The sequence below is a fragment of the Pseudomonas azotoformans genome (genome assembly GCF_900103345.1).
GTDB lineage: Bacteria > Pseudomonadota > Gammaproteobacteria > Pseudomonadales > Pseudomonadaceae > Aquipseudomonas > Aquipseudomonas azotoformans.
Window position 1 is genome coordinate 3,566,604 of sequence record NZ_LT629702.1, and the last position, 20,676, is coordinate 3,587,279.

24 protein-coding genes and 1 tRNA gene are annotated in these 20,676 nt (G+C 60.1%); 12 read left to right on the forward strand and 13 right to left on the reverse strand.

The window, feature by feature from the left end; genetic code table 11:
• Position 1 precedes the first annotated feature (1 nt).
• Positions 2-772 (reverse strand): tRNA (cytosine(32)/uridine(32)-2'-O)-methyltransferase TrmJ, encoded by a 771-nt coding sequence (trmJ, locus tag BLR69_RS16020; protein WP_071496430.1) that lies wholly within the window; start codon positions 770-772, stop codon positions 2-4.
• A gap of 145 nt (positions 773-917) precedes the next feature.
• Between trmJ and suhB the strand changes: the two genes are divergently transcribed.
• The gene (gene suhB / locus BLR69_RS16025) at positions 918-1,733 is read left to right on the forward strand and encodes a type III secretion system regulator SuhB (RefSeq protein WP_003175971.1); all 816 of its coding nucleotides are present in this window, start codon (positions 918-920) and stop codon (positions 1,731-1,733) included.
• Between the two features lie 224 nt (positions 1,734-1,957).
• On the opposite strand, the gene BLR69_RS16030 is transcribed toward suhB, so the two are convergent.
• The 6 genes from BLR69_RS16030 to queA form a co-directional block, all read right to left on the reverse strand.
• Positions 1,958-2,500, reverse strand: coding sequence for a glycine zipper 2TM domain-containing protein (locus BLR69_RS16030; RefSeq protein WP_015885750.1), 543 nt, complete (start codon positions 2,498-2,500; stop codon positions 1,958-1,960).
• A 123-nt stretch (positions 2,501-2,623) separates the two neighbouring features.
• On the reverse strand, positions 2,624-3,538 hold the full coding sequence (gene secF, locus BLR69_RS16035) for a protein translocase subunit SecF (RefSeq protein WP_071496429.1): 915 nt from the start codon (positions 3,536-3,538) through the stop codon (positions 2,624-2,626).
• A gap of 9 nt (positions 3,539-3,547) precedes the next feature.
• Entirely contained in the window at positions 3,548-5,419 is a 1,872-nt protein-coding gene (secD, locus tag BLR69_RS16040) for a protein translocase subunit SecD (protein ID WP_058423382.1), read from the reverse strand.
• 62 nt (positions 5,420-5,481) lie between these two features.
• Positions 5,482-5,820, reverse strand: coding sequence for a preprotein translocase subunit YajC (yajC, locus tag BLR69_RS16045; protein WP_003175975.1), 339 nt, complete (start codon positions 5,818-5,820; stop codon positions 5,482-5,484).
• Between the two features lie 43 nt (positions 5,821-5,863).
• Positions 5,864-6,979, reverse strand: coding sequence for a tRNA guanosine(34) transglycosylase Tgt (gene tgt / locus BLR69_RS16050; RefSeq protein WP_003175976.1), 1,116 nt, complete (start codon positions 6,977-6,979; stop codon positions 5,864-5,866).
• 5 nt (positions 6,980-6,984) lie between these two features.
• Entirely contained in the window at positions 6,985-8,034 is a 1,050-nt protein-coding gene (gene queA / locus BLR69_RS16055; protein ID WP_071496428.1) for a tRNA preQ1(34) S-adenosylmethionine ribosyltransferase-isomerase QueA, read from the reverse strand.
• 108 nt (positions 8,035-8,142) lie between these two features.
• On the opposite strand from queA, the gene BLR69_RS16060 reads away from it, so the two are divergent.
• Together BLR69_RS16060 and BLR69_RS16065 are read left to right on the forward strand one after the other, a co-directional pair.
• Positions 8,143-8,227: transfer RNA gene (locus BLR69_RS16060), tRNA-Leu, on the forward strand.
• 83 nt (positions 8,228-8,310) lie between these two features.
• Positions 8,311-8,640, forward strand: a complete 330-nt coding sequence (locus BLR69_RS16065; protein ID WP_071496427.1) for a hypothetical protein — start codon at positions 8,311-8,313, stop codon at positions 8,638-8,640.
• Between the two features lie 8 nt (positions 8,641-8,648).
• On the opposite strand, the gene BLR69_RS16070 is transcribed toward BLR69_RS16065, so the two are convergent.
• On the reverse strand, positions 8,649-9,284 hold the full coding sequence (locus tag BLR69_RS16070) for a LysE family translocator (protein ID WP_071496426.1): 636 nt from the start codon (positions 9,282-9,284) through the stop codon (positions 8,649-8,651).
• A gap of 141 nt (positions 9,285-9,425) precedes the next feature.
• Here BLR69_RS16070 and BLR69_RS16075 point away from each other — a divergent pair, with 141 nt between their 5' ends.
• From BLR69_RS16075 to BLR69_RS31370, 4 genes are all read left to right on the forward strand, one after another.
• Complete coding sequence (locus tag BLR69_RS16075; protein ID WP_071496425.1) at positions 9,426-9,797, forward strand: PH domain-containing protein; 372 nt, start codon at positions 9,426-9,428, stop codon at positions 9,795-9,797.
• Positions 9,798-10,039: 242 nt separating this feature from the next.
• The gene (locus BLR69_RS16080; RefSeq protein ID WP_071496424.1) at positions 10,040-11,203 is read left to right on the forward strand and encodes an S-type pyocin domain-containing protein; all 1,164 of its coding nucleotides are present in this window, start codon (positions 10,040-10,042) and stop codon (positions 11,201-11,203) included.
• 15 nt (positions 11,204-11,218) lie between these two features.
• Positions 11,219-11,506: a colicin E3-like toxin immunity protein gene (locus BLR69_RS16085; RefSeq protein ID WP_071496423.1), complete on the forward strand. Its 288-nt coding sequence runs from the start codon at positions 11,219-11,221 to the stop codon at positions 11,504-11,506.
• Positions 11,507-11,731: 225 nt separating this feature from the next.
• Positions 11,732-11,989, forward strand: coding sequence for a hypothetical protein (locus tag BLR69_RS31370; protein ID WP_307635442.1), 258 nt, complete (start codon positions 11,732-11,734; stop codon positions 11,987-11,989).
• Between the two features lie 3 nt (positions 11,990-11,992).
• Here BLR69_RS31370 and BLR69_RS16095 read toward each other — a convergent pair whose 3' ends face one another.
• From BLR69_RS16095 to BLR69_RS16105, 3 genes are all read right to left on the reverse strand, one after another.
• Entirely contained in the window at positions 11,993-12,559 is a 567-nt protein-coding gene (locus BLR69_RS16095) for a hypothetical protein (protein WP_071496422.1), read from the reverse strand.
• A gap of 90 nt (positions 12,560-12,649) precedes the next feature.
• Positions 12,650-14,002, reverse strand: a complete 1,353-nt coding sequence (locus BLR69_RS16100) for a sensor histidine kinase (RefSeq protein ID WP_071496421.1) — start codon at positions 14,000-14,002, stop codon at positions 12,650-12,652.
• Positions 13,999-14,661, reverse strand: coding sequence for a response regulator (locus BLR69_RS16105; RefSeq protein WP_071496420.1), 663 nt, complete (start codon positions 14,659-14,661; stop codon positions 13,999-14,001). Before BLR69_RS16105 ends, BLR69_RS16100 begins: the two co-directional genes overlap by 4 nt.
• A gap of 146 nt (positions 14,662-14,807) precedes the next feature.
• Between BLR69_RS16105 and BLR69_RS16110 the strand changes: the two genes are divergently transcribed.
• From BLR69_RS16110 to BLR69_RS16130, 5 genes are all read left to right on the forward strand, one after another.
• The gene (locus BLR69_RS16110; protein ID WP_015885790.1) at positions 14,808-15,074 is read left to right on the forward strand and encodes a PepSY domain-containing protein; all 267 of its coding nucleotides are present in this window, start codon (positions 14,808-14,810) and stop codon (positions 15,072-15,074) included.
• Positions 15,074-15,619, forward strand: coding sequence for a cytochrome b/b6 domain-containing protein (locus tag BLR69_RS16115; RefSeq protein ID WP_071496419.1), 546 nt, complete (start codon positions 15,074-15,076; stop codon positions 15,617-15,619). Before BLR69_RS16110 ends, BLR69_RS16115 begins: the two co-directional genes overlap by 1 nt.
• Before the next feature lie 22 nt (positions 15,620-15,641).
• Positions 15,642-16,910: a sialidase family protein gene (locus tag BLR69_RS16120; protein ID WP_071496598.1), complete on the forward strand. Its 1,269-nt coding sequence runs from the start codon at positions 15,642-15,644 to the stop codon at positions 16,908-16,910.
• On the forward strand, positions 16,910-17,521 hold the full coding sequence (locus BLR69_RS16125) for a hypothetical protein (protein WP_071496418.1): 612 nt from the start codon (positions 16,910-16,912) through the stop codon (positions 17,519-17,521). The genes BLR69_RS16120 and BLR69_RS16125 overlap by 1 nt, the downstream gene beginning before the upstream one ends.
• A 68-nt stretch (positions 17,522-17,589) precedes the next feature.
• Complete coding sequence (locus tag BLR69_RS16130) at positions 17,590-19,611, forward strand: LTA synthase family protein (RefSeq protein WP_071496417.1); 2,022 nt, start codon at positions 17,590-17,592, stop codon at positions 19,609-19,611.
• Here BLR69_RS16130 and BLR69_RS16135 read toward each other — a convergent pair whose 3' ends face one another.
• Together BLR69_RS16135 and BLR69_RS16140 are read right to left on the reverse strand one after the other, a co-directional pair.
• On the reverse strand, positions 19,612-19,986 hold the full coding sequence (locus BLR69_RS16135) for a c-type cytochrome (protein ID WP_071496416.1): 375 nt from the start codon (positions 19,984-19,986) through the stop codon (positions 19,612-19,614). It lies immediately after the preceding gene.
• A gap of 43 nt (positions 19,987-20,029) precedes the next feature.
• Complete coding sequence (locus BLR69_RS16140) at positions 20,030-20,551, reverse strand: demethoxyubiquinone hydroxylase family protein (RefSeq protein WP_232000922.1); 522 nt, start codon at positions 20,549-20,551, stop codon at positions 20,030-20,032.
• Positions 20,552-20,676 lie beyond the last annotated feature (125 nt).

Here is a 20,676-nt window from a genome sequence, read left to right on the forward strand (position 1 = left end):
TTTAATCCTTCCGCTTAAGAAGCTCGCCACGGGCCGCTTTCTGGGTTTCCGTGAGGATGCCACGCAATATATTCATTTCTGCCCGACTGACCGAGCTGCGTCCGTAAAGGCGACGCAGGCGCGCCATCAAGTGCCGTGGCTTTTCCGGATCGAGGAACTCGATGACCACCAGGGTTTGCTCCAGGTGTTCATAGAACCGTTCCAGCTCGTCCATGGTGGCCAGCTCGCCACTTTTGGTCGAGGCAACCTCTTCCTTCTCTACCTTGCTCGGCTGGCCAGCAGCGGCCAGCCAGGCCATGCGCACTTCGTAAGTCAACACCTGCACCGCTGCCCCGAGGTTCAGCGAGCTGAATTCAGGGTCTGATGGGATGTGCACGTGGTAGTGACATCGCTGCAGCTCTTCATTGGTGAGGCCGGAGTCTTCACGGCCAAATACCAAGGCGATTTCAGCACCACCGGCGGCCTCTTCCACCACCTTGGTGCCGCACTCACGCGGATCCAGCAATGGCCAGGGGATACGACGGTCGCGAGCGCTGGTGCCGAGCACTAGGTTGCAGCCGACCAAAGCGTCTTCCAAGGTGGCGACAACCTGGGCTTTTTCAAGCAGGTCATTGGCCCCGGATGCACGAGCATCGGCCTCGTGGTGCGGGAACACGCGCGGTTCGACCAGCACCAGGCGCGTCAGCCCCATGTTTTTCATGGCTCGCGCCACCCCGCCGATGTTGCCGGGATGACTGGTATTGACCAAGACGACACGAATGTTTTGCAGCAAGGGAGGCGCTCTCGGACACGGGAAAGGGGAGCAAATCTTACAGAACAGCCTAAGGTTATGCCATGAAAGCTAACGTCGTCCTTCACCTGAAGAAAGTTTCTGCTAGAATGCTCGGCTTTCTTTAACAACCTTAGGTGACACATCCATGCAGCCCATGCTGAATATCGCGCTGCGCGCCGCCCGCAGCGCCAGTGAATTGATCTTCCGCTCCATCGAGCGCCTGGATACCATCAAGGTCGACGAAAAAGACGCCAAGGATTACGTATCCGAGGTGGATCGCGCCGCCGAACAGAAAATTATCGACGCCCTGCGCAAGGCCTACCCTACCCACGGCATCCTCGGTGAAGAAACCGGCCTGCACAAAGGCAGCGGCGAAGGCGAAGACTACCTGTGGATCATCGACCCACTGGATGGCACCACCAACTTCCTGCGCGGTATCCCGCACTTTGCCGTGAGCATTGCGTGTAAATACCGTGGCCGCCTGGAACACGCTGTTGTACTCGACCCAGTCCGCCAGGAAGAATTCACCGCCAGCCGTGGCCGTGGCGCCCAGCTGAATGGTCGCCGCCTGCGTGTCAGCGGCCGCACCAGCCTGGATGGCGCCCTGCTGGGTACCGGCTTCCCGTTCCGTGACGACCAGATGGACAACCTGGAAAACTACCTGGGCATGTTCCGCGCCCTGGTGGGCCAGACTGCCGGCATCCGTCGCGCTGGCGCAGCAAGCCTGGACCTGGCTTACGTGGCCGCCGGTCGTTTTGATGCGTTCTGGGAGTCGGGCCTGTCCGAGTGGGACATGGCGGCAGGCGCCCTGCTGATCCAGGAAGCAGGCGGCTTGGTGAGCGACTTCACCGGCGGTCACGACTTCCTCGAGAAAGGCCACGTGGTTGCAGGCAACACCAAGTGCTTCAAGGCAGTACTGACGGCGATCCAGCCGCACCTGCCGGCTTCGCTGAAGCGTTAAGCGAGCGAGCACAAAAAAAGCACCCCAAGGGGTGCTTTTTTTATGCCTGGGATTTGAGGTTTGCCGCGACTCCAGCAACAACACAAATCAATTGTGGGAGGGGGCTTGCCCCCGATTGCAGTGGGTCAGCACCTAACAAGCTGACTGATCCACCGCTATCGGGAGCAAGCCCCCTCCCACATTTTGAAATCACACAATTTTTTGCATCTGTACCAGGCTTGGAATTACTGCTGGTTCTGGCCCAGCACCAAGCGGCCTTCCTTGTCGACCGGAATCTGACCACCTGGATCACGGTCCATGCGCACCGAACCTTCCTTGCCATCCAAGGTGTAACGCACGTCATAGCCGACCACTTTGTCGCTGATGTCGTTGACGGTGTTACAACGAGTTTGCGTGGTGGTATAGGTATCGCGGTTCTGCATGCCTTCCTGAACCTTGTTACCAGCGTAACCACCGCCGACAGCACCGGCTACCGTAGCCAGTTTCTTGCCATTACCGCCACCCACCTGGTTGCCGAGCAGGCCACCGGCCAGTGCACCAACCACGGTGCCGACGATCTGATGCTGATCCTGCACCGGCTTCTGCCGGGTCACGGCGACGTCCTTGCAGACCTCGCGCGGGGTTTTGATCTGGGTTTTCACCGGCTGCACTGCCAGCACTTGCGCATACTCAGGGCCGCTTTTTACCAGGCTGTAGGTGGCAACAGCACCCCCGGCAGTCACACCGACAGCACCCAATACCGCACCAACCAGTAACGACTTGTTCACATGAACCTCCTGACCATCACAAACGGATCGAAAGATCCGCGCTATACCCAGCCTTGGAGCAAAAAAAAAGGCACGAGTTCAATACTCGTGCCTTCTTTGTAACAGCGGATCAACAAGCGCCCATCAAGGACGGTCGTCGACCTCCTTGCCGGTAGCCGCAGGAGGGATCAGGTCTTCACTGTTGAGGTTCAGCCAGATCAGCACCACGTTGGCGATGTAGATCGACGAGTAGGTACCCGCCAGCACGCCGATGAACAGCGCCAGGGAGAAGCCCCACAGGTTGTCGCCACCAAAGATCATCAGCGCCGCAATCGCCAGCAGCGTGGAGATCGACGTCGCCATGGTGCGCAGCAGGGTCTGGGTGGTGGAGATGTTGATGTTCTCGATCAGCGATGCCTTGCGCAGTACGCGGAAGTTCTCGCGAACCCGGTCGAATACCACGATGGTGTCGTTGAGCGAGTAACCAATGATCGCCAGCACAGCCGCCAGCACGGTCAGGTCGAAGGTAATCTGGAAGTACGCCAGGATACCCACGGTCACGATCACGTCGTGGATCAGCGACACAATGGCGCCAACACCGAACTTCCACTGAAAGCGGAACGCCAGGTAGATCATGATGCCGACCAGCGCCATCAGCATGCCGAGGCCGCCCTGGTCGCGTAGTTCTTCACCCACTTGCGGGCCGACGAACTCGACGCGCTTGACCGACGCCGGGTTGTCGCCGCCTACCTTCTGCAAGGCCTCGGCCACCTGGTGACCCAGTTGCGGGTCTTCGCCCGGCATACGCACCAGCAGGTCGGTGGTAGCACCGAAGCTCTGCACGATGGCTTCGTGATAGCCGGCCTTGACCAGCTCGTTGCGCACCAGGGTAACGTCGGCCGGCTTCTCGTAGGTCAGCTCGATGAGCGTACCGCCGGTGAAGTCCAGACCGTAGTTCAGGCCCTTATGGAACCAGCTGAACAACGCCAGAACGGTAAGGAGCACGGTGACGCCGAACGCAATGTTGCGAACGCCCATGAAGTTGATTGTACGTAACATGGCAGCCCCTTAAATCCACAACTTCTTGAAGTCACGCCCGCCAAAGATCAGGTTGACCATTGCGCGGGTCACCATGATGGCCGTGAACATCGAGGTAAAGATACCGAGGGACATGGTCACCGCAAAACCTTTGACCGGGCCGGTGCCCATGGCAAAGAGAATCCCGCCGACCAGCAACGTGGTCAGGTTGGAGTCGAGAATCGCGGTAAATGCCCGGCCGAAGCCTTCGTTGATTGCACGCTGTACGGTCATGCCCGCCGCGATCTCTTCACGGATCCGCGAGAAGATCAGTACGTTGGCGTCTACCGCCATACCCATGGTGAGTACGATACCGGCGATACCTGGCAGGGTCAGTGTAGCGCCCAGCAGCGACATCAGGGCCAGCAGCATCACCATGTTGCCCGCCAGGGCCACGGTGGCGATGATACCGAAGAAGCGGTAGATGGCGATGATGAACAGCGACACGAACAGCATGCCCCACAACGCCGCATCGATACCCTTGGTGATGTTGTCGGCACCCAGGCTCGGGCCGATGGTACGTTCTTCAGCGAAGTACATCGGCGCCGCCAGGCCACCGGCACGCAGCAACAGGGCCAGCTCCGAGGATTCGCCCTGGCCGTTCAGGCCAGTGATACGGAATTGAGCACCCAGCGGCGACTGGATGGTCGCCAGGCTGATGATCTTCTTTTCTTCCTTGAAGGTCTGGACCGGCACGTCTTTCTCGACGCCGTCGACCATCTGCTTGGTGTAGGTGGTCACCGGGCGCTGCTCGATGAAGATCACCGCCATGCTGCGACCGACGTTGCTGCGCGTAGCGCGACTCATCAGGTCGCCACCGTGGCCATCCAGGCGGATGTTCACTTCAGGCGTACCGTGCTGCGAGTCGAAACCGGCCTTGGCATCGGTGACCTGGTCACCGGTGATGATCAAGCCACGCTCGATCAGTGCAGGAGGACGGTTGCCTTCGCGGAACTCGAACTCCTCGGCAGTGGCGCGGGTAGCACCCGGCTCAGCCGCCAGGCGGAATTCCAGGTTGGCCGTCTTGCCCAGGATACGCTTGGCTTCAGCCGTGTCCTGCACGCCCGGCAGCTCAACCACGATGCGGTTGGCGCCCTGGCGCTGGACGATCGGCTCGGCCACACCCAGCTCGTTGACGCGGTTACGCACCGTGGTCAAGTTCTGTTTGATGGAGTATTCACGGATTTCCGCGATCTTGGCCGGCGTCATCGCCAGGCGCAGTACAGGCTGACCATTGAGGTCGGCCGGTACGATGTCGAAATCGTTGAAGTTCTTGCGGACCAGCGCACGGGCCTGTTCGCGGGACGCTTCGTCAGAGAAGCCCAGCTGGATGGCACCGTTGAACTGCGGCAGGCTGCGATAGCGCAGCTTCTCTTTGCGCAGCAGGCTCTTCACGTCGCCTTCGTAGACTTTCAGGCGAGCGTCGAGGGCCTTGTCCATGTCGACTTCCAGCAGGAAGTGCACACCACCGGACAAGTCCAGGCCCAGTTTCATCGGGTGCGCGCCAATGCTGCGCAGCCATTGTGGGGTGGTCTGTGCCAGGTTGAGCGCGACTACATAGTCATCACCCATGGCCTTGCGTACGACGTCCTTGGCCGGCAATTGGTCTTCTGCCTTGGTCAGGCGCAACAAGCCGCCTTTGGCACCAGCCGCCAATGTTGCCGCCTTGACCTGGATACCCGCGTCGGTGAGCGCTTTGCTCGCACGGTCCAGATCGGCCTGATTGACCTGCAGCGAAGTGCTGGCGCCAGTGATCTGGATCGCCGGGTCATCAGGATAAAGATTGGGAGCGGAATAAATAAAACCGATCGCCAGCACCGCCAGGATCAGTACGTATTTCCACAGAGGGTATTTGTTCAGCATCACGCCGCCCGCTTATAACGCGGGGCGCCTTGCGCGCCCCGTCGATTGGTAAAGGTTGTTACTCAGATCGCTTTGAGCGTGCCTTTTGGCAGCGTGGCGGCGATGGCGCCCTTCTGGAACTTCATTTCTACGGTGTCGGAGACTTCCAGGACCACGAAAGCATCGGAAACCTTGGTGATCTTGCCGGCGATACCGCCAGTGGTCACCACTTCGTCGCCTTTTTGCAGGCTGCCGAGCAGGTTTTTCTGCTCTTTGGCGCGCTTGGCCTGTGGACGCCAGATCATCAGGTAGAAGATGACCAGGAAGCCGACCAGGAAAATCCACTCGAAACCACCGCCCATAGGACCGGCAGCGGCAGGCGCAGCGGCATCAGCCATGGCGTTAGAGATAAAAAAGCTCATTTAGCACTCCAGTTGCAAATAGTGAATCTTAGGGTCGGAAAACTCAGTCCAAGGGCGGCACAGGAAGCCCGCGCTTGGCATAGAAGGCATCGACGAAGGCGGCCAATGTACCCTGTTGAATAGCCTCGCGCAAACCAGCCATCAGGACTTGGTAGTGACGCAAATTGTGGATGGTATTCAACATGCTACCCAGCATTTCCCCGCACTTGTCCAGATGGTGCAGATAAGCACGGGAGAAGTTCTGGCAGGTGTAGCAGTCACAGGTGGGATCCAGCGGCGAATCATCATGGCGATGGAACGCGTTACGGATCTTCAGCACGCCTGTATCGATGAACAGATGCCCATTGCGGGCATTACGGGTTGGCATCACGCAATCGAACATGTCCACACCGCGGCGCACACCCTCTACGAGATCTTCCGGTTTGCCAACGCCCATAAGGTAACGAGGTTTGTCAGCCGGCATCAGGCCCGGCAGGTAATCCAGCACCTTGATCATCTCGTGCTTGGGCTCGCCCACCGACAGACCGCCGATGGCCAGGCCGTCAAAGCCGATCTTATCGAGGCCTTCGAGCGAGCGTTTGCGCAGGCTTTCATGCATGCCGCCCTGGACGATGCCGAACAGCGCTGCGGTGTTGTCGCCATGGGCGTTCTTCGAACGCTGTGCCCAACGCAGGGACAATTCCATGGAGATACGCGCGACGTCTTCGTCAGCCGGGTACGGTGTGCACTCGTCGAAAATCATCACGATGTCGGAGCCGAGGTCGCGCTGCACCTGCATCGACTCTTCCGGGCCCATGAACACCTTGGAACCGTCCACCGGCGAGGCGAAGGTCACGCCCTCCTCCTTGATCTTGCGCATGGCACCCAGGCTGAACACCTGGAAACCACCCGAGTCGGTCAGGATCGGGCCTTGCCACTTCATGAAGTCATGCAGGTCGCCATGCTTCTTGATCACTTCCGTGCCCGGGCGCAGCCACAAGTGGAAAGTGTTGCCGAGGATGATTTCGGCACCGGTGGCGACGATGTCACGCGGCAGCATGCCTTTTACGGTGCCGTAAGTGCCCACGGGCATGAAGGCCGGGGTCTCGACGGTGCCGCGTGGAAAGGTCAGGCGACCACGACGGGCTTTACCGTCGGTGGCAAGCAATTCAAACGACATACGACTCATAGTTGTTCCTCTGGGCCGCGTGGCGCCGGGTTACGGGTGATAAACATCGCATCACCGTAGCTGAAAAAACGGTATCCATTGTCGATGGCGGCTTGGTAAGCGGCCATGGTCTCGGGATAACCGGCAAATGCCGACACCAGCATCAACAGCGTGGATTCCGGCAAATGGAAGTTGGTGACCAGGCAATCGACCACATGGAACGGCCGGCCTGGGTAAATAAAGATATCGGTGTCGCCACTGAACGGCTTGAGCACGCCATCACGCGCCGCACTCTCCAACGAGCGTACGCTGGTGGTGCCCACCGCGATCACTCGCCCGCCGCGTGCCTTGCACGCTTGAACCGCATCCACGACGTCCTGGCTGACTTCCAGCCACTCGCTGTGCATATGGTGGTCTTCGATCTTATCCACACGCACCGGCTGAAACGTACCGGCCCCCACGTGCAGGGTCACATAGGCAGTCTCGACGCCCTTGGCGGCAATCGCGTCCAGCAGCGGCTGGTCGAAATGCAGCCCGGCAGTCGGTGCAGCGACGGCGCCCAAGCGCTGGGAGTACACCGTCTGATAGCGCTCGCGGTCCGAGTCTTCGTCGGGGCGGTCTATATAAGGAGGCAACGGCATATGGCCGACGCGCTCCAGCAGCGGCAACACCTCTTCGGCGAACTTGAGCTCGAACAGCGCATCATGGCGCGCCACCATCTCGGCTTCGCCACCGCCATCGATGAGGATGCTCGAACCCGGTTTTGGCGACTTGCTGGAGCGCACATGGGCCAGCACGCGATGGCTGTCCAGCACCCGTTCCACCAGAATTTCCAGCTTGCCGCCGGAAGCTTTCTGGCCAAACAGCCGCGCCGGAATCACCCGGGTATTGTTGAACACCATCAAGTCGCCTGGGCGCAAATGCTCAAGCAAATCAGTGAATTGACGGTGTGCGAGGGCACCGCTGAGCCCGTCCAGGGTCAGCAGTCGACTGGCGCGACGCTCGGCCAAAGGGTGGCGAGCGATCAGCGAATCAGGGAGCTCAAAAGTAAAGTCAGCAACGCGCATGATGGGGTTCGTCTAGCAGGGCCGGGAAGTCTAGCCGAAATAGTCAAAATTGACCATGAAACGTGATTGACCAACGGTAATCACCTCTCTATACTTCGCCGCCATTGAGCCCTGATGGCGGAATTGGTAGACGCGGCGGATTCAAAATCCGTTTTCGAAAGGAGTGGGAGTTCGAGTCTCCCTCGGGGCACCATCTTAAAAAAAGACCTTGAAATTCAAGGTCTTTTTTTTCGTCTGTCGGAAAGTGAACGACGCGCCAGTGGAGGTAGCGGGACCATGGAATTGTTGCTTGAAGCGGTTGCGTTGTTCGCCCTCAAACTGGTGCATGAGACCGAGGGCGGCAGCCCGGTTTTGCGTGATGACCCGGTGATGGTTGGGCACGACCGCGAGGTGTTTGGGTTGTTGGTGCGGCAGGGAGATTTGGTGGGGATTCAGTTGAAGCTCGATGAGTGCCTGGAACCAGCGCTCGATTCCTTGGGAGGTGCCATAACCGTGATGGGTCGCGAGCTGCAACGGCTGGCGCTGGACGCACGCCAAGCGTCGACACTCGATGAACTCAATGCTCCGCTCAACACACTCAAGGTTTACCTGAAGGCGATCCTGTAACGCTCAGTTTACCGTCGCCCTTCCACCGCCATCCGCACCGCCAACCCCATCAACACCGAGCCCATCAACCAGCGCTGCACCACCTGCCAACTGGGCCGAGTGACGAAAAACACCGCGATCGACCCCGCCATGGTGGCAATCACCGCGTTGACGCTCACGCTGATGAAAATCTGCGTAAAGCCCAACACCAGGGATTGCGTCAACACACTGCCGTGGCCGTTCGGGTCGATGAACTGCGGCAGCAGCGACAAATACATCACTGCCACCTTGGGGTTGAGCAGGTTGGTCACCAGGCCCATGGTGAACAGCTTGCGCGGGCTGTCCTTGGGCAAATCCCGCACCTGGAACGGCGAACGCCCACCCGGCCGGATCGCCTGCCAGGCCATGTACGCCAGGTACAGCGCGCCGCCGAAACGCAGCGCGTCATAGGCAAACGGCACCGCCATGACCAGGGCCGTGATCCCCAAGGCCGCGCACAGCATATAAACCAGAAAACCCAACGCAACACCGCCCAGGGAAATCAACCCGGCCGTGCGCCCCTGGCAAATCGAACGGGAGATCAGGTAAATCATGTTCGGGCCGGGCGTGAGCACCATGCCGAGTGAAATCAGCGCATAGGCCAGCCAACTGGACAGTTCGGGCATTGTTGGGCTCCTGGGGTGTTATTTTGTCGACGTGAAACATTTGGCCAAGGTTGTCGGCTTGGCCGCCATGGTAGGGCGTTCAAAATGCGCGCGTTAGATACAGATCCGCGAGCAAAACGGCATACACCCAAGAGGCAGGACATGATCGACTTCAATAACAAAGGCTTCTTCAAGCTCAAGCAAAACAACGAATACGCCGAACGCGTCGCCGCCCTGCTGCTGGACGGCGAAGAAGTGGTCGACGCCTACAAGGCCATGCGCGACGGCGTGGTGTTCACCACCAAGCGCATCATCGCGGTGAACGTGCAGGGGATTACCGGCAGCAAGAAGGATTTCACGTCGCTGCCGTATAAAAACATCGTGGCGTATTCGGTGGAGACGTCCGGGACGTTTGACCTGGATTCGGAGCTGGAGATTTACTTTTCGTCGCTGGGCAAAGTGAAATTCGAATTTACCGGCAAGACTTCGATTGTGGAAATCTCGCGGTTGATTTCCAAGCATCTGCTGGCCTGATCGGCAGGCAATTGATTTAGACGGCGGTACCCCAATCAAAATGTGGGAGGGGGCTTGCCCCCGATAGGGCCCTCTCCCACACCATCAAACCCCAGCCTTAAACCCCAAGGAGCTCAAACGCTCGCCTTCTAGAGCGCTGACAACCTGTTGCCTTTTCCCACACCAGCCATCGAACAAAGCTAATACCTCCCATTGCTCCCCCCTCGTAGGCTCACCTCCTCGCACAAGGAAGTGAGCCCGTCATGCCAGAACGCTTTTACCCACCCACCGAAGAAGAGTTACGCAAACAACGCATCCTGACGCCGCAGCCATCGCGTGCGCCGTATTCGCCATCGGTTGATTTTTTCGAGCCATCCCCTGCCCCAACCCCTACGCGAGCCAAACCTCCCGGCTGCGTCTTCATGAAGCCATGCCAACTGCCTGACGGCATCACTCATTACCTCAACCCGGCCGGGTATGTGCCGTTGGAGCTGATCAGGGAGTACGGCCACTTAAGCCTGCTGGGTGGGCGTGAGGTGGATAGCAGGGGCGCGGTTGCCTTGCGCAAGATCGGCGGCAGCACATTGCCCGCTGGCTTGGGCCAGTTGGCGTTGCGGTCGGCGGTTTGGGAGTCGGCGGCAACTGCCGTTGGATCGGTCGCCGGGGGCCTGCTGACGGGTTTGGTGGCGCTGGCCTGGCCGTCAGAGCTGGGTGATAGCGCGCTCTACAGCGAGGAGCAGTTGCGCTCAATGCAACGGGCGCGGTCGCAGATGCGGTTGCATATCGAGCAACGCGCGGACGGCACGCTCAAGGGGTATGGGTTCTACACGGGCAACCATGCCGATTGGCAGATGATTGATGTGGTGCAGTTCCAAAACCGTAGCGATCAGTTTGTAGCGGATTTGGGTGAGGGTGTGGAGCTGATCTGGACGCCAGCCTTTGATCCCACTGACATGCTGGGGATTCCGCCATTGGAGGCTGCGCCGCAAGCGCCGGTGATCTGGATTTATCCGCCGACGGAGAAGGCCGCGCAGATTCTGGTGAACCCGATTTATCCACCGGAGTATCGGGATTTTATTCTGGTGTTCCCGGTGGAGTCGGGGGTTCGGCCGCTGTATGTGGTGGTCAACAAGCCAAGGAAAGGGCTCAGAAACCCAGACCATGACTACTTCCCAGCCCTCAAAGCCGAAGATATAACAGGCTTCCCTGGTCTGATTCCGCAAAGGCCTGTGACGCCAAGAAGAGGGGGCGTTGGCTTACGCGAACGTTGGATAGACGCAAAAGGAAAAAGAATATTTGAATGGGATTCCAAGAAAGCCGAGCTGGAAGTCTATCGAAAAAGTGACTTGGAACACCTCGGTGCATTTGATCCTTATACCGCCGAGCGTCGAGGACCGGCGGACCCGAAACGTCGAATTTATAGATAAAGAGGAATTCTGAAAATGGTGATGAAAATCAGACTGCGATGGTACGAAAAGCACAGCAATGACTTGAAAGCGGATGAATACTCAGCGGATATCGCAGACCCAGACAGTATTTTTGAAGCATTGGGCTTAAGCGAAGAGACCGCGATATATGCCGACGTATTCAACGTCCAACCCAATTGGATAACGCTAATTCAGCCGTACTTCCAGCACGTGATCCAACCCAACCGCCTCGACTACCAAATCTCCTTCCGCTACCAAGGCGCCTGGCCACCGCCTCCAAAACAATCCAAAAAGGCGTCGTGATGCAATGAAACCCACATCGCAAAAACCCCTCCTCTACCGCTCAGTCAACACCCGAACCCATGGCCTGCGCCACGGCAGTTGTCGCGCCTACCGGTATGAGCGGCACACCAAAAGCGAAAAAGACAAACAATCAAACCGCGGTTCGATGCATAGCCATCAACGGCATGGCTTTGATTACACCCCGCTATTCCGCTTTCTCCTGTCCAAAGCCCCCCATGGGACCAGGTGTTCAGCGAAGCCAACGCCCGCCTGGATCGTCCGGAGCCGGTGTTCTGGATGGTCGCGCAACATGAAAGCGACAAGCAGGATTACGTGAGAACGGATGAAAACAGCTACTACAGCGGCTTGTATATCGACGAAGGCGGACTGCTGCAAAAGGTCAACCCACAGCTGACGCCCGAGCAGATGAAACCCGACTGCAGCTGCTGCACCCAAACCTTCAACGGTGTGGTATTCCCGCAGGGTCTACCACACAACGGCTAACCCTCAACCCGACTTAACCCCGCTCCCCGCCTCAGCCACCGGTACCCGATTCGCCGGGTCCGTCACGTCATACACATGCTGCTCACACCCCGAGCCCTTGAATTGGAATTCCACCAGATACACCTTTGCCTTCTCCGGGCTGAACGTATTCATCATCGGCCCGCAGGTGTAGTAGTAACCGGTGCGGGTGTCGTTCGCGTAACCCGATACAGTAAGTTTCTTGCCGGGGTCGGCCTGGATTTCCAGTTGTGGGAAACGCTTGAAGCCCGCACTGGCCACGGTCTGGTTGAGCTTGGCGATCCAGTTGAAGACCTTGCCTTCGCCGGTGTCCATCACGGTGCCGAGGGCTTCCATGCGTGGGTCAGGGTCGCCTTCGCGGCTGATCGAGAAGTCGACGGCGGGAGTGCCGCCACTGGACTTCATGATGACTTTGGCGTGTTCCGCATCCACAGCCACGGTTTTCTGGCGAAACTGAATACCGTCCTTGAGCAGGCTGGGCGATGAGTCGCGTTGGTTGGATTGGCAGGCGCCCAGGGCCAGGGCGATGGAGAGCAGCGCAATTCGCTTCACGGGGGATGTCCTTATCGGAGAAGAGTGTGATGACTGGACCCGAATTTAAACGGATTGTTCCGCTTCAGGAGGGATGAGCGGTACCGCCGTTCAGGCGCGCTCAAACACCAACCGCGCGCACAACCCACCCTGCTTGCGGTTATGCAGTGCCAACCGACAGCCGATCTTGCCGACGATCATCTGCACAATCGCCAACCCCAAGCCCGCGCCATTGGCATTGCCCCGGCTGTAGAACCGTTCGAACAGGCGCTCCATTTGTGCCTCATCAATCCCCGGGCCCCGGTCTTTCACACTCAAACAATGAGCCCCCATCACGACTGTCACTTCACTGCCCGCAGGTGAAAAGTTAAGCGCATTGGTCACCAGGTTTTGCAGCGCAATCGCCAGCGCCACGGGCTCGGTTTCGACCCAGCAGTCTTCATTGCCTTCGAGCACCAGCTCTACGCCTTTTTCCATGGCCAGCGGGGTCAATTCGGCGAGTTCTTCGCGCACCAGCTCCGTCAGGTGCACACGGCCGCACACGGGGTTGTGCAACTGGGGTTCGATGCGCGCCATGGTCAGTAACTGGCTACCAATACGGGTAGCGCGGTCGACGCCATTGACTAGAAAATCCAAGGCTTCGCGGCGCTGTTCTTCAGTGACGGCGCTTTGCGCGTTCTGCGCGTGAATGCGCAGGATCGCCAGGGGCGTGCGCAGTTCATGGGCGGCGTCGGCGATGAAGCGGCGTTCGCGGTCGAGCAGGTCATCCACTTGGACCAGCAGCCGGTTCAGCGCGGTTTGCATGGGTTCCAGGTCGGTCGGCAGTGGGTTGAGGTGCAGCGGTTGCAAGGTTTCAGTATTGCGTCCACGAATCGACAACACCATGGCGCGCAGCGGTTTAAAGCCCCAGCCGATCACCAGCCAGATCAGCACCGTCAGCAGCGGCACGCCGATCAGCGTGGGCCACAGGGTGTGGCGCATGATGCGCTGGATCACGTCCTGACGGATGTCGTCGCGCTCGCCCACCCAGATCAACACGCCCTGTTGCGGATCGGCGAGAAGGAAGGCGCACCAGTCGTTGCCGTTGTCCATCAGGTCGTGGGAGCCCAGGGTGGTCGGTGGAGCCGCCAGCACCGGCGCTTCGGCAGAGCGCACCAGCAACTCCCCCGCGCTGTTCCAGACCTGGAAGGTCAGGCGGGTTTCATAGGGGTGGGCCACGCCATCCTCGCCGACTCGGCTCATGGCCTGGTCGAACGCCTGGTACAACCGCTCCCAACCCGCGTCCCCAGGGTCACGCTGGCGCAGCACGCCTTGCAGCAGGCGCGCACTCTGGGCGAGTTGGGCGTCGTAGACTTCTTCGATTTCGTGGTGGCTGTCGCGCAGGACCAACCAGCTGATCAAGGCATCGCCCAACAGGATCAACACCAACACCGGGATGAGGATGCGCGCGCGAACCGAGGTCATGCGGTGAGTACCAGCACATAGCCGACACCGCGTACGGTGCGGATCAATTCGGTGGATAACTTTTTACGCAGGTTATGAATCAGTACTTCCAACGTGTTGCTCTCGACCCGGTCCTGCCAGCCATACAACGCGCGGGACAGCCGCTCGCGGGTCACGACCTTGCCGGGGCGCACCATCAGTTGGTGCAGCAGTTGGTATTCCATGGGGGTGACGATGATGTCAGCGTCCTGGTAGCGCACTTGCTGGGTGGCCGGGTCGAGGCTGATGCCGGCGTGTTCCAGCAGCGGTTGCGCGCGGCCCTGGCTGCGGCGCAACAACGCACGTACGCGAGCCTTGAGCTCTTCCACATCGAAGGGTTTGACCAGGTAGTCGTCGGCGCCCGCATCCAGGCCGGCGATGCGTTCGGCGGTGCCGTCGCGGGCGGTGAGGATCAGCACCGGCACGTCGTGCTGCTCGGCGCGCAGTTGCTGCAACAGGTCGAGGCCGTCGAGGCGTGGCAAGCCGAGATCGAGCAGCAGCAGGTCGAACGATTCCGTGCGCAGGGCATGCAGGGCGGCAACGCCATCTTGCAGCCAGTCAAGGGTGTAGCCTTCGGCGCCCAGGGCCACGCGAATACCCTGGCCGAGGGCACGGTCATCTTCGACAAGGAGTAGGCGCATTACGGATTCTCTGTAGGAAACGGCGAAATCATGCCGGGTTTCACCGGCGCACCCTCGGCAAAGATGTTACGGCTCGTTGCCAAGTAAGCTTGCACTAAGGTTGGTTTTGCACTGTGCAAACTCCTACGTTTGCTGAGAGCTTTTCCATGCGCAAAATTCTCCTGCTGTCCCTGATTCTCGCCAGCCCCCTGGCCGTCGCCGGCCCACAGTGCACCACCGCCGAACGCTCACAATGGCAAGACGAAAAAGCCTTCCAGGACAAGCTCAAGGCCGAAGGCTACACCATCAGCAAGTTCAAGGTCACCGACGGCAACTGCTACGAGATCTATGGCTTTGACAAAGACAAGCGCAAGGTCGAGATCTACCACGACCCGGTCACCGGCAAAGCCGTGAAGACCGAGATCAAAGGCTGATGCCAGGCGAATCCCTGCGCCTGTGGGACCCGTTGGTGAGGCTGTTTCATGGCTCTATCGCCGGGGTCTTTGTCGCCAATTACTTCTTTAACGAAGCAGGCGACGACTGGCATGTCTGGCTGGGCTACTACGCCATGGCCTGGTTGCTGGTACGTGGGGTGTGGGGATTTGTCGGACCGCGTAGCGCCCAATGGGCGGACTTCTGGCCGACGCCACGACGCCTGAATGCCCACCTACGCTCGCTGCTCAGCGGTCGGCCACAGCATCGCCTCGGCCATTCCCCTATAGGCGCGCTGGTGATGCTATTGATGTTGCTGGCGCTGCTGACCCTGGGTATCAGCGGTTTTCTGATGCAGGAGGTCGACGCTTTGTGGGGTGCCGATTGGCCGCTGCAAATCCACGAGACTGCCGCCAATGTGCTTCTGGGCCTGGTCTGCGTGCATGTGCTGGCAGCGATCGTTGAAAGCCTCCAGGTGCGGGACAACCTGCCGTTATCCATGCTCACCGGTCGCAGGAAGCGCCTGCCGGATGAACGTGCGCCGTGATTTTTTGACCTACAGGTTCCCTATGCGCTCCGTCCTTCTGATCGTCGGCCTGCTAGCGGTGTTTTTCGCCGCCTGGCAAAGCCATCCGCCCCATGTACTGGCACCGTTTGCCCAGGTGAGCCCGAACACCGCCAAAGTGGCATCGGCTCCGCAGTACACCAGCCGGTTTGTATCGACACAGCTCACCGACTTTGTGCATTCCTCGTCCGTCACCGCCCTGCCCGGTGGCGACTTGATGGCGGTGTGGTTCGCCGGTTCCCGCGAAGGCGCCGCCGATGTGCAAGTGCGTACCGCGCGCTTTGACGCCCACACCGGAGAATGGGGCACCGAGCAGGTACTGGCCACACGGGAAAGCACCCGCGACGGCACGCAGCGCTATATCCGCAAGCTCGGTAACCCGGTGATTGCCCTGGCGCCGGACCAGCGCCTGTGGATGTTTTATGTGTCGGTGTCGGTGGGGGGCTGGGCTGCCAGTGCAATCAACGTGATGGTGTCCGATGACTTGGGCGCCAGTTGGTCGGCACCACGGCAACTGGTGACGTCGCCGTTCTTCAACATCAGCACGCTGGTGCGCGCCGCGCCGGTGTTCCATGCCGATGGTTCCATAGGGCTGCCGGTGTATCACGAGTTCATGGGCAAGTTTGCCGAGTACCTGTACTTGAGCGCCGACGGGGCGGTGATCGACAAATTCCGCATCAGCCGCGGCAAGCACTCCCTGCAACCGACCATCGTGCCGCAGGATGGCCTGCGCGCCGTGGCGATGTTGCGTTACGCCGGCGACACCCACCACCGCGTGCTGGCCAGCCGCACCGAAGACGCCGGGCAGACCTGGAGCGAGCCGTACCCGCTGGCGCCAGCCAACCCCAATTCATCGCTGGCGGCGGTGGGCACGCAGGATGATGGTTTGCTGGTGGCTCTCAATGACTTGGAGGACGGTCGCTTCAAGCTCAGCCTGTATGGCACCGACGCACAGCTCACACAGTGGCGCACCGTGGTGGAACTGGACCAGTCACCCGACCCACTTGGCGAACCGTTTTCGCCCGAGGCCTATAAAGCAATCATCGGCGAAGGCTTCCGCGCCTCCAGCGGTGCCCGGCGCCTGCCGCTGGAGCAGCGCTTCCTCAGTAACCTCGACTACCGCGTGTGCAAACCCCAGGGCTGCGATTTCGAATACGAATACCCGTATTTCAGCCGCAGCCCGGACGGCATGTACCACCTGGTGTACTCGTGGAATAACACCTTTATCAAGCATGTCAGCTTCAACGAAGCCTGGCTGGCGGAGCGTCTGTAATGGTTGCTGTGTGGCAGGCCCATTTGAGTTTTGTGTTGCTGGGTTTCGTGGCGCTGAGCGCGCTGCGCTTCACCGCAGCGTGGCGGCCATGGTTGCTACCGGTGCTGGTGGCGGTGAGTTTTATCCCGGTCAATGCGCTGCCGTTGGCGGCTTATGTGCGCAGTTTTACCGATGACTTGGCGATCAGCACCTTGGTGTTGCTGGCGTGGGTGGGGTTGTGCCGGCTGGGTGTGGTGCGGGCGCTGGATCGACCCCAGCAGGTACAGATGCTGCTGCTGTTTGGGCTGCTGAGCCTGTTGCTGTACCCCGCCACCTTGGGCCTGACCTATGTCGATCCTTATCGCTGGGGCTTCAACCCTCGCCCGATGATTGTGCTGGTGGCCGTGGCGGCACTGGTGATGCTGTGGCTGCGCAACTCGCTGGCGGTGTGGATGTTGGCGGTGGGCACGCTGGCGTTCGCGCTGCGGCTCAAGGCGTCGGAAAACTATTGGGACTATCTGGTCGATCCGCTGTTGGCGGCTTACTGCGTGGTCGCTGGACTGATGAAGTTCAAACTGTGGGAGGTGGCTTGCTCTGGATGGCGGCGTGGCAGCCAGCACATCCGGCGCTGAACCACCGCCATCGGGAGCAAGCCCCCTCCCACATTGGATTTGTGTTGTTTTAGAGAATGGGAAATAGGATGAGTGCGTTGCAATCACGCCGCCTGCGCTACGGCGTGGGCGCGATCGGGTTGGTGTTTGTGCTGCTGGCGGCGTTGCGGCTGGTGTTTGTGCTGGGTTTTTCCGGCCTTGATTTCAGTACCCCGGCCCTGCTGGAAACCCTGGGCATCGGCCTGCGGTTCGACCTGCGCCTGGCGGTGCTGGTCCTGCTGCCGCTGGCCGTGCTGGCATGGCTGCCGCGCTGGAACCTCATCACCCTGCCGGCCCTGCGCTGGCTGGCACGCGGGTATCTGACGGTGGCGCTGGCATTGGTCGGCCTGGTGTACATCATCGACTTCGGCCATTACGCCTACCTCGGCGTACGCATCAATGCGACGGTGCTGCGCTACCTGCAAGACGCACAGATTTCACAACAGATGGTGTGGGAAACCTACCCAGTGCTGTGGATAACTGCCTGCTGGCTAGCGGCGGTGGCGCTGTGGGTCTGGGCGCTCGTCTGTCTCGAACGATTGACACTCGACCGTGCGCCCAGCGCCAGCGGCAAGCTGTCCTTGGTCGCCGTTTCCGCCATTGCAGTGGTCAGCGTGCTGCTGGCGCTGCTCGGCCGCGTCGCCCATCTCAATCTGGAAAACCCGGTCCCCCTGCGCTGGAGTGATGCGTTCTTTTCCGGCAACAGTCAAGTCGCCGCGGTGGGGCTGAACCCGGTGCTGTTTTTGTACGACACCCTCAAAGTCGGCCAGTCGCAGTTCGATGAAGCCCAGGTGCGCAAGCATTACCCGCAGATCGCCGACTACCTGGGAGTCGACCAACCTGATGCGCAGCAACTCAACTTTATTCGCAGCCAGAGCGTGCAGCCGTATCGCCTGGCGGGCGAGCGCCCGCCCAATGTGGTCTTCGTGATGCTCGAATCCCTTGGCACCAGCGCCGTAGGCGCCTACGGCAACCCGCTCAACCCCACGCCGAACCTGGACAAACTGGCCACCCAGAGCTGGTTCTTCAAACACTTCTATGTGCCTGTCACCGGCACTGCCAAGACCGTGTGGGCGAGCATCAGCGGCGTGCCGGACGTGACCCGCCAGGAGACTGCCACGCGCAACCCGCTGATCACGCGCCAGCACACGCTGATCAACGCCTTCGAGGGTTACCAGAAGTTCTACATGATCGGCGGCAATGCCGGCTGGGCGAATATCAACGCGTTGATTCGTCAGAGCATCGACGGTGTGCAGTTGTATGAAGAACGCCACTGGCGTTCACCACGGGTGGATGTGTGGGGCATTTCCGACCTGGACCTGTTCAAGGAAGGTGACGCGTTGCTGCGCGCGGTCCCGAAAGACCAACCGTTCTTCGCCTACCTGCAAACCTCCGGCAACCATCGCCCGTTTACCATCCCCAAGCAAAACGACGGTTTCCAGGTGAAGGACGTCTCCCTGGAGCACGTCCAGGCCGCCGGCTCGCGCAGCGTCGAGCAGTACAACGCGGTGCAATTGCTGGACTACAACATCGGCCGCCTGATGGAAATCGCCAAGGCCGGCGGCTGGTACGACAACAGCATTTTCGTGTTCTTCGGCGACCACAACACGCGCATCAGCCAGATCCCGCACATGGCGCCGGCCTTTGAGCAACTGGGTTTGGAGAGCAATAACGTACCGTTGCTGATCCACGCCCCTGGCCTGGCCCCCCGGGTGATCGAGGAGGCTGTGGGCCTGGCGGACCTTTTGCCCACCGTCGCCGGCATGGCGGGCATACCGTTTCGCAATGGCGCGATGGGTCGTGATATCCAGCAGCCGGCGCCCGAAGGCGAACGCGTGGTACCCCTGGTGTTGCGCGAGGGCACCTTCCCGATCATCGGCGGCGTCACCCGGCACTTCCTGCTGCAGATGCAACACGACGGCAGCTCGCCGACCCTGCACGACTTGGCCTCACCCACCCCGCGAGAGGACGTGGCCACGCAGCACTCCGAAGAGTTTCAACGTTTGCAGGCCTTGACCCGAGGGCTGCATGAGAGCGCACGGTTGATGCTGTTCAGAAACGTACGAGAGTGATTATTGGGGCTGGAAAGTTTCGAGGTAGGCCAGGATGTCGGCAATCTTGTCCTGGTCGCTGATGCCCCAAAAAATCATCCGCGTGCCACTCACCACCTTCTTCGGCGCTTCGATATAGGCGGCGAGCTTGTCGCGGGTCCAGACCACACCGGAGTTTTTCATCGCGTCGGAATATTGATAGTCCGTGGTCGTCCCGGCGGGCCGGCCGATGATGCCATTGAGCTCTGGCCCGAAGCCGCCGCGCGCGCCTTCGCCGATGCTGTGGCAGCCGCCGCAGGTCTTGGTGAAGAGTTTACCGCCCGCCACGGCGTCGCCGGCCGCCAACACGGGGCTTGCGTTAAGGGCCAGGGCGAGGGTGAACAGGGCGTACTTCATGGCAGACTCCACAGCGGGTGTAGCAGGCGATTATGCCTGTTTGTCAGGAACGCATGCCCATCCAGATCACCGTTTCGGTCCACGCGGTGACCACCGGGGTAAGCGCACGGAACCAGGGGTCGCGCACATCGATCTGCGCCGCCGAGTGGTCATGGTGGTGTTGTTCTTCCTCGACGATCGAGGCAATCGTCGCCACCGCCAGCGGGTCAATATCCCGCAGCGTATGCAGTTGATGGGCCAGGTGCTTGAGCACCACGCTTTCAACCGCCACCGTGGTGGCGACGATAGCCTTGCGACCGCACAGCCCGGTGAGCAACCCCAGCACCAGCCCGCCGAGGCCGCAGAGCCAATAGCTGCGGCAGCGTCGGTAGTGGCGACGTTGCAATTCGGCCTGGAACATGGCGCGATGGCGGCGTTCGTGGGAGAGGAATTCCTGGAGTTCGGCCACCATGCCAGGGGCGAACAGGCGGGCCATAAACAGTTGGCCGCTGTAGATGCAGATCGCGCCATGTTCGCCGGCGTGGTCGACTTTGATCATGCGGTTGCCGATAGCGGGGTCGATCACAGTTCAGTCCTTGGGGGTACAGAGCGCCGCTATCCTGCCGCAGCCTCACGCAAATACGCAACCTAGACCCTCTGAATGACCATCCATCGCTTCATACACATCCAATCGAACCTAAGCAGCTGTGT

Coding starts and splice junctions, on each gene's coding strand:
- BLR69_RS16105 (WP_071496420.1), bottom strand. CDS start 14,661: ATGCGCCTACTCCTTGTCGAAGATGACCGTGCCCTCGGCCAGGGTATT.
- yajC (WP_003175975.1), bottom strand. CDS start 5,820: ATGAGCTTTTTTATCTCTAACGCCATGGCTGATGCCGCTGCGCCTGCC.
- secD (WP_058423382.1), bottom strand. CDS start 5,419: ATGCTGAACAAATACCCTCTGTGGAAATACGTACTGATCCTGGCGGTG.
- BLR69_RS16110 (WP_015885790.1), top strand. CDS start 14,808: ATGCGCAAAATTCTCCTGCTGTCCCTGATTCTCGCCAGCCCCCTGGCC.
- secF (WP_071496429.1), bottom strand. CDS start 3,538: ATGTTACGTACAATCAACTTCATGGGCGTTCGCAACATTGCGTTCGGC.
- tgt (WP_003175976.1), bottom strand. CDS start 6,979: ATGTCGTTTGAATTGCTTGCCACCGACGGTAAAGCCCGTCGTGGTCGC.
- BLR69_RS16130 (WP_071496417.1), top strand. CDS start 17,590: ATGAGTGCGTTGCAATCACGCCGCCTGCGCTACGGCGTGGGCGCGATC.
- BLR69_RS16085 (WP_071496423.1), top strand. CDS start 11,219: ATGGTGATGAAAATCAGACTGCGATGGTACGAAAAGCACAGCAATGAC.
- BLR69_RS16075 (WP_071496425.1), top strand. CDS start 9,426: ATGATCGACTTCAATAACAAAGGCTTCTTCAAGCTCAAGCAAAACAAC.
- BLR69_RS16065 (WP_071496427.1), top strand. CDS start 8,311: ATGGAATTGTTGCTTGAAGCGGTTGCGTTGTTCGCCCTCAAACTGGTG.
- BLR69_RS16120 (WP_071496598.1), top strand. CDS start 15,642: ATGCGCTCCGTCCTTCTGATCGTCGGCCTGCTAGCGGTGTTTTTCGCC.
- BLR69_RS16100 (WP_071496421.1), bottom strand. CDS start 14,002: ATGACCTCGGTTCGCGCGCGCATCCTCATCCCGGTGTTGGTGTTGATC.
- BLR69_RS16135 (WP_071496416.1), bottom strand. CDS start 19,986: ATGAAGTACGCCCTGTTCACCCTCGCCCTGGCCCTTAACGCAAGCCCC.
- BLR69_RS16115 (WP_071496419.1), top strand. CDS start 15,074: ATGCCAGGCGAATCCCTGCGCCTGTGGGACCCGTTGGTGAGGCTGTTT.
- queA (WP_071496428.1), bottom strand. CDS start 8,034: ATGCGCGTTGCTGACTTTACTTTTGAGCTCCCTGATTCGCTGATCGCT.
- BLR69_RS16080 (WP_071496424.1), top strand. CDS start 10,040: ATGCCAGAACGCTTTTACCCACCCACCGAAGAAGAGTTACGCAAACAA.
- BLR69_RS16070 (WP_071496426.1), bottom strand. CDS start 9,284: ATGCCCGAACTGTCCAGTTGGCTGGCCTATGCGCTGATTTCACTCGGC.
- BLR69_RS16125 (WP_071496418.1), top strand. CDS start 16,910: ATGGTTGCTGTGTGGCAGGCCCATTTGAGTTTTGTGTTGCTGGGTTTC.
- suhB (WP_003175971.1), top strand. CDS start 918: ATGCAGCCCATGCTGAATATCGCGCTGCGCGCCGCCCGCAGCGCCAGT.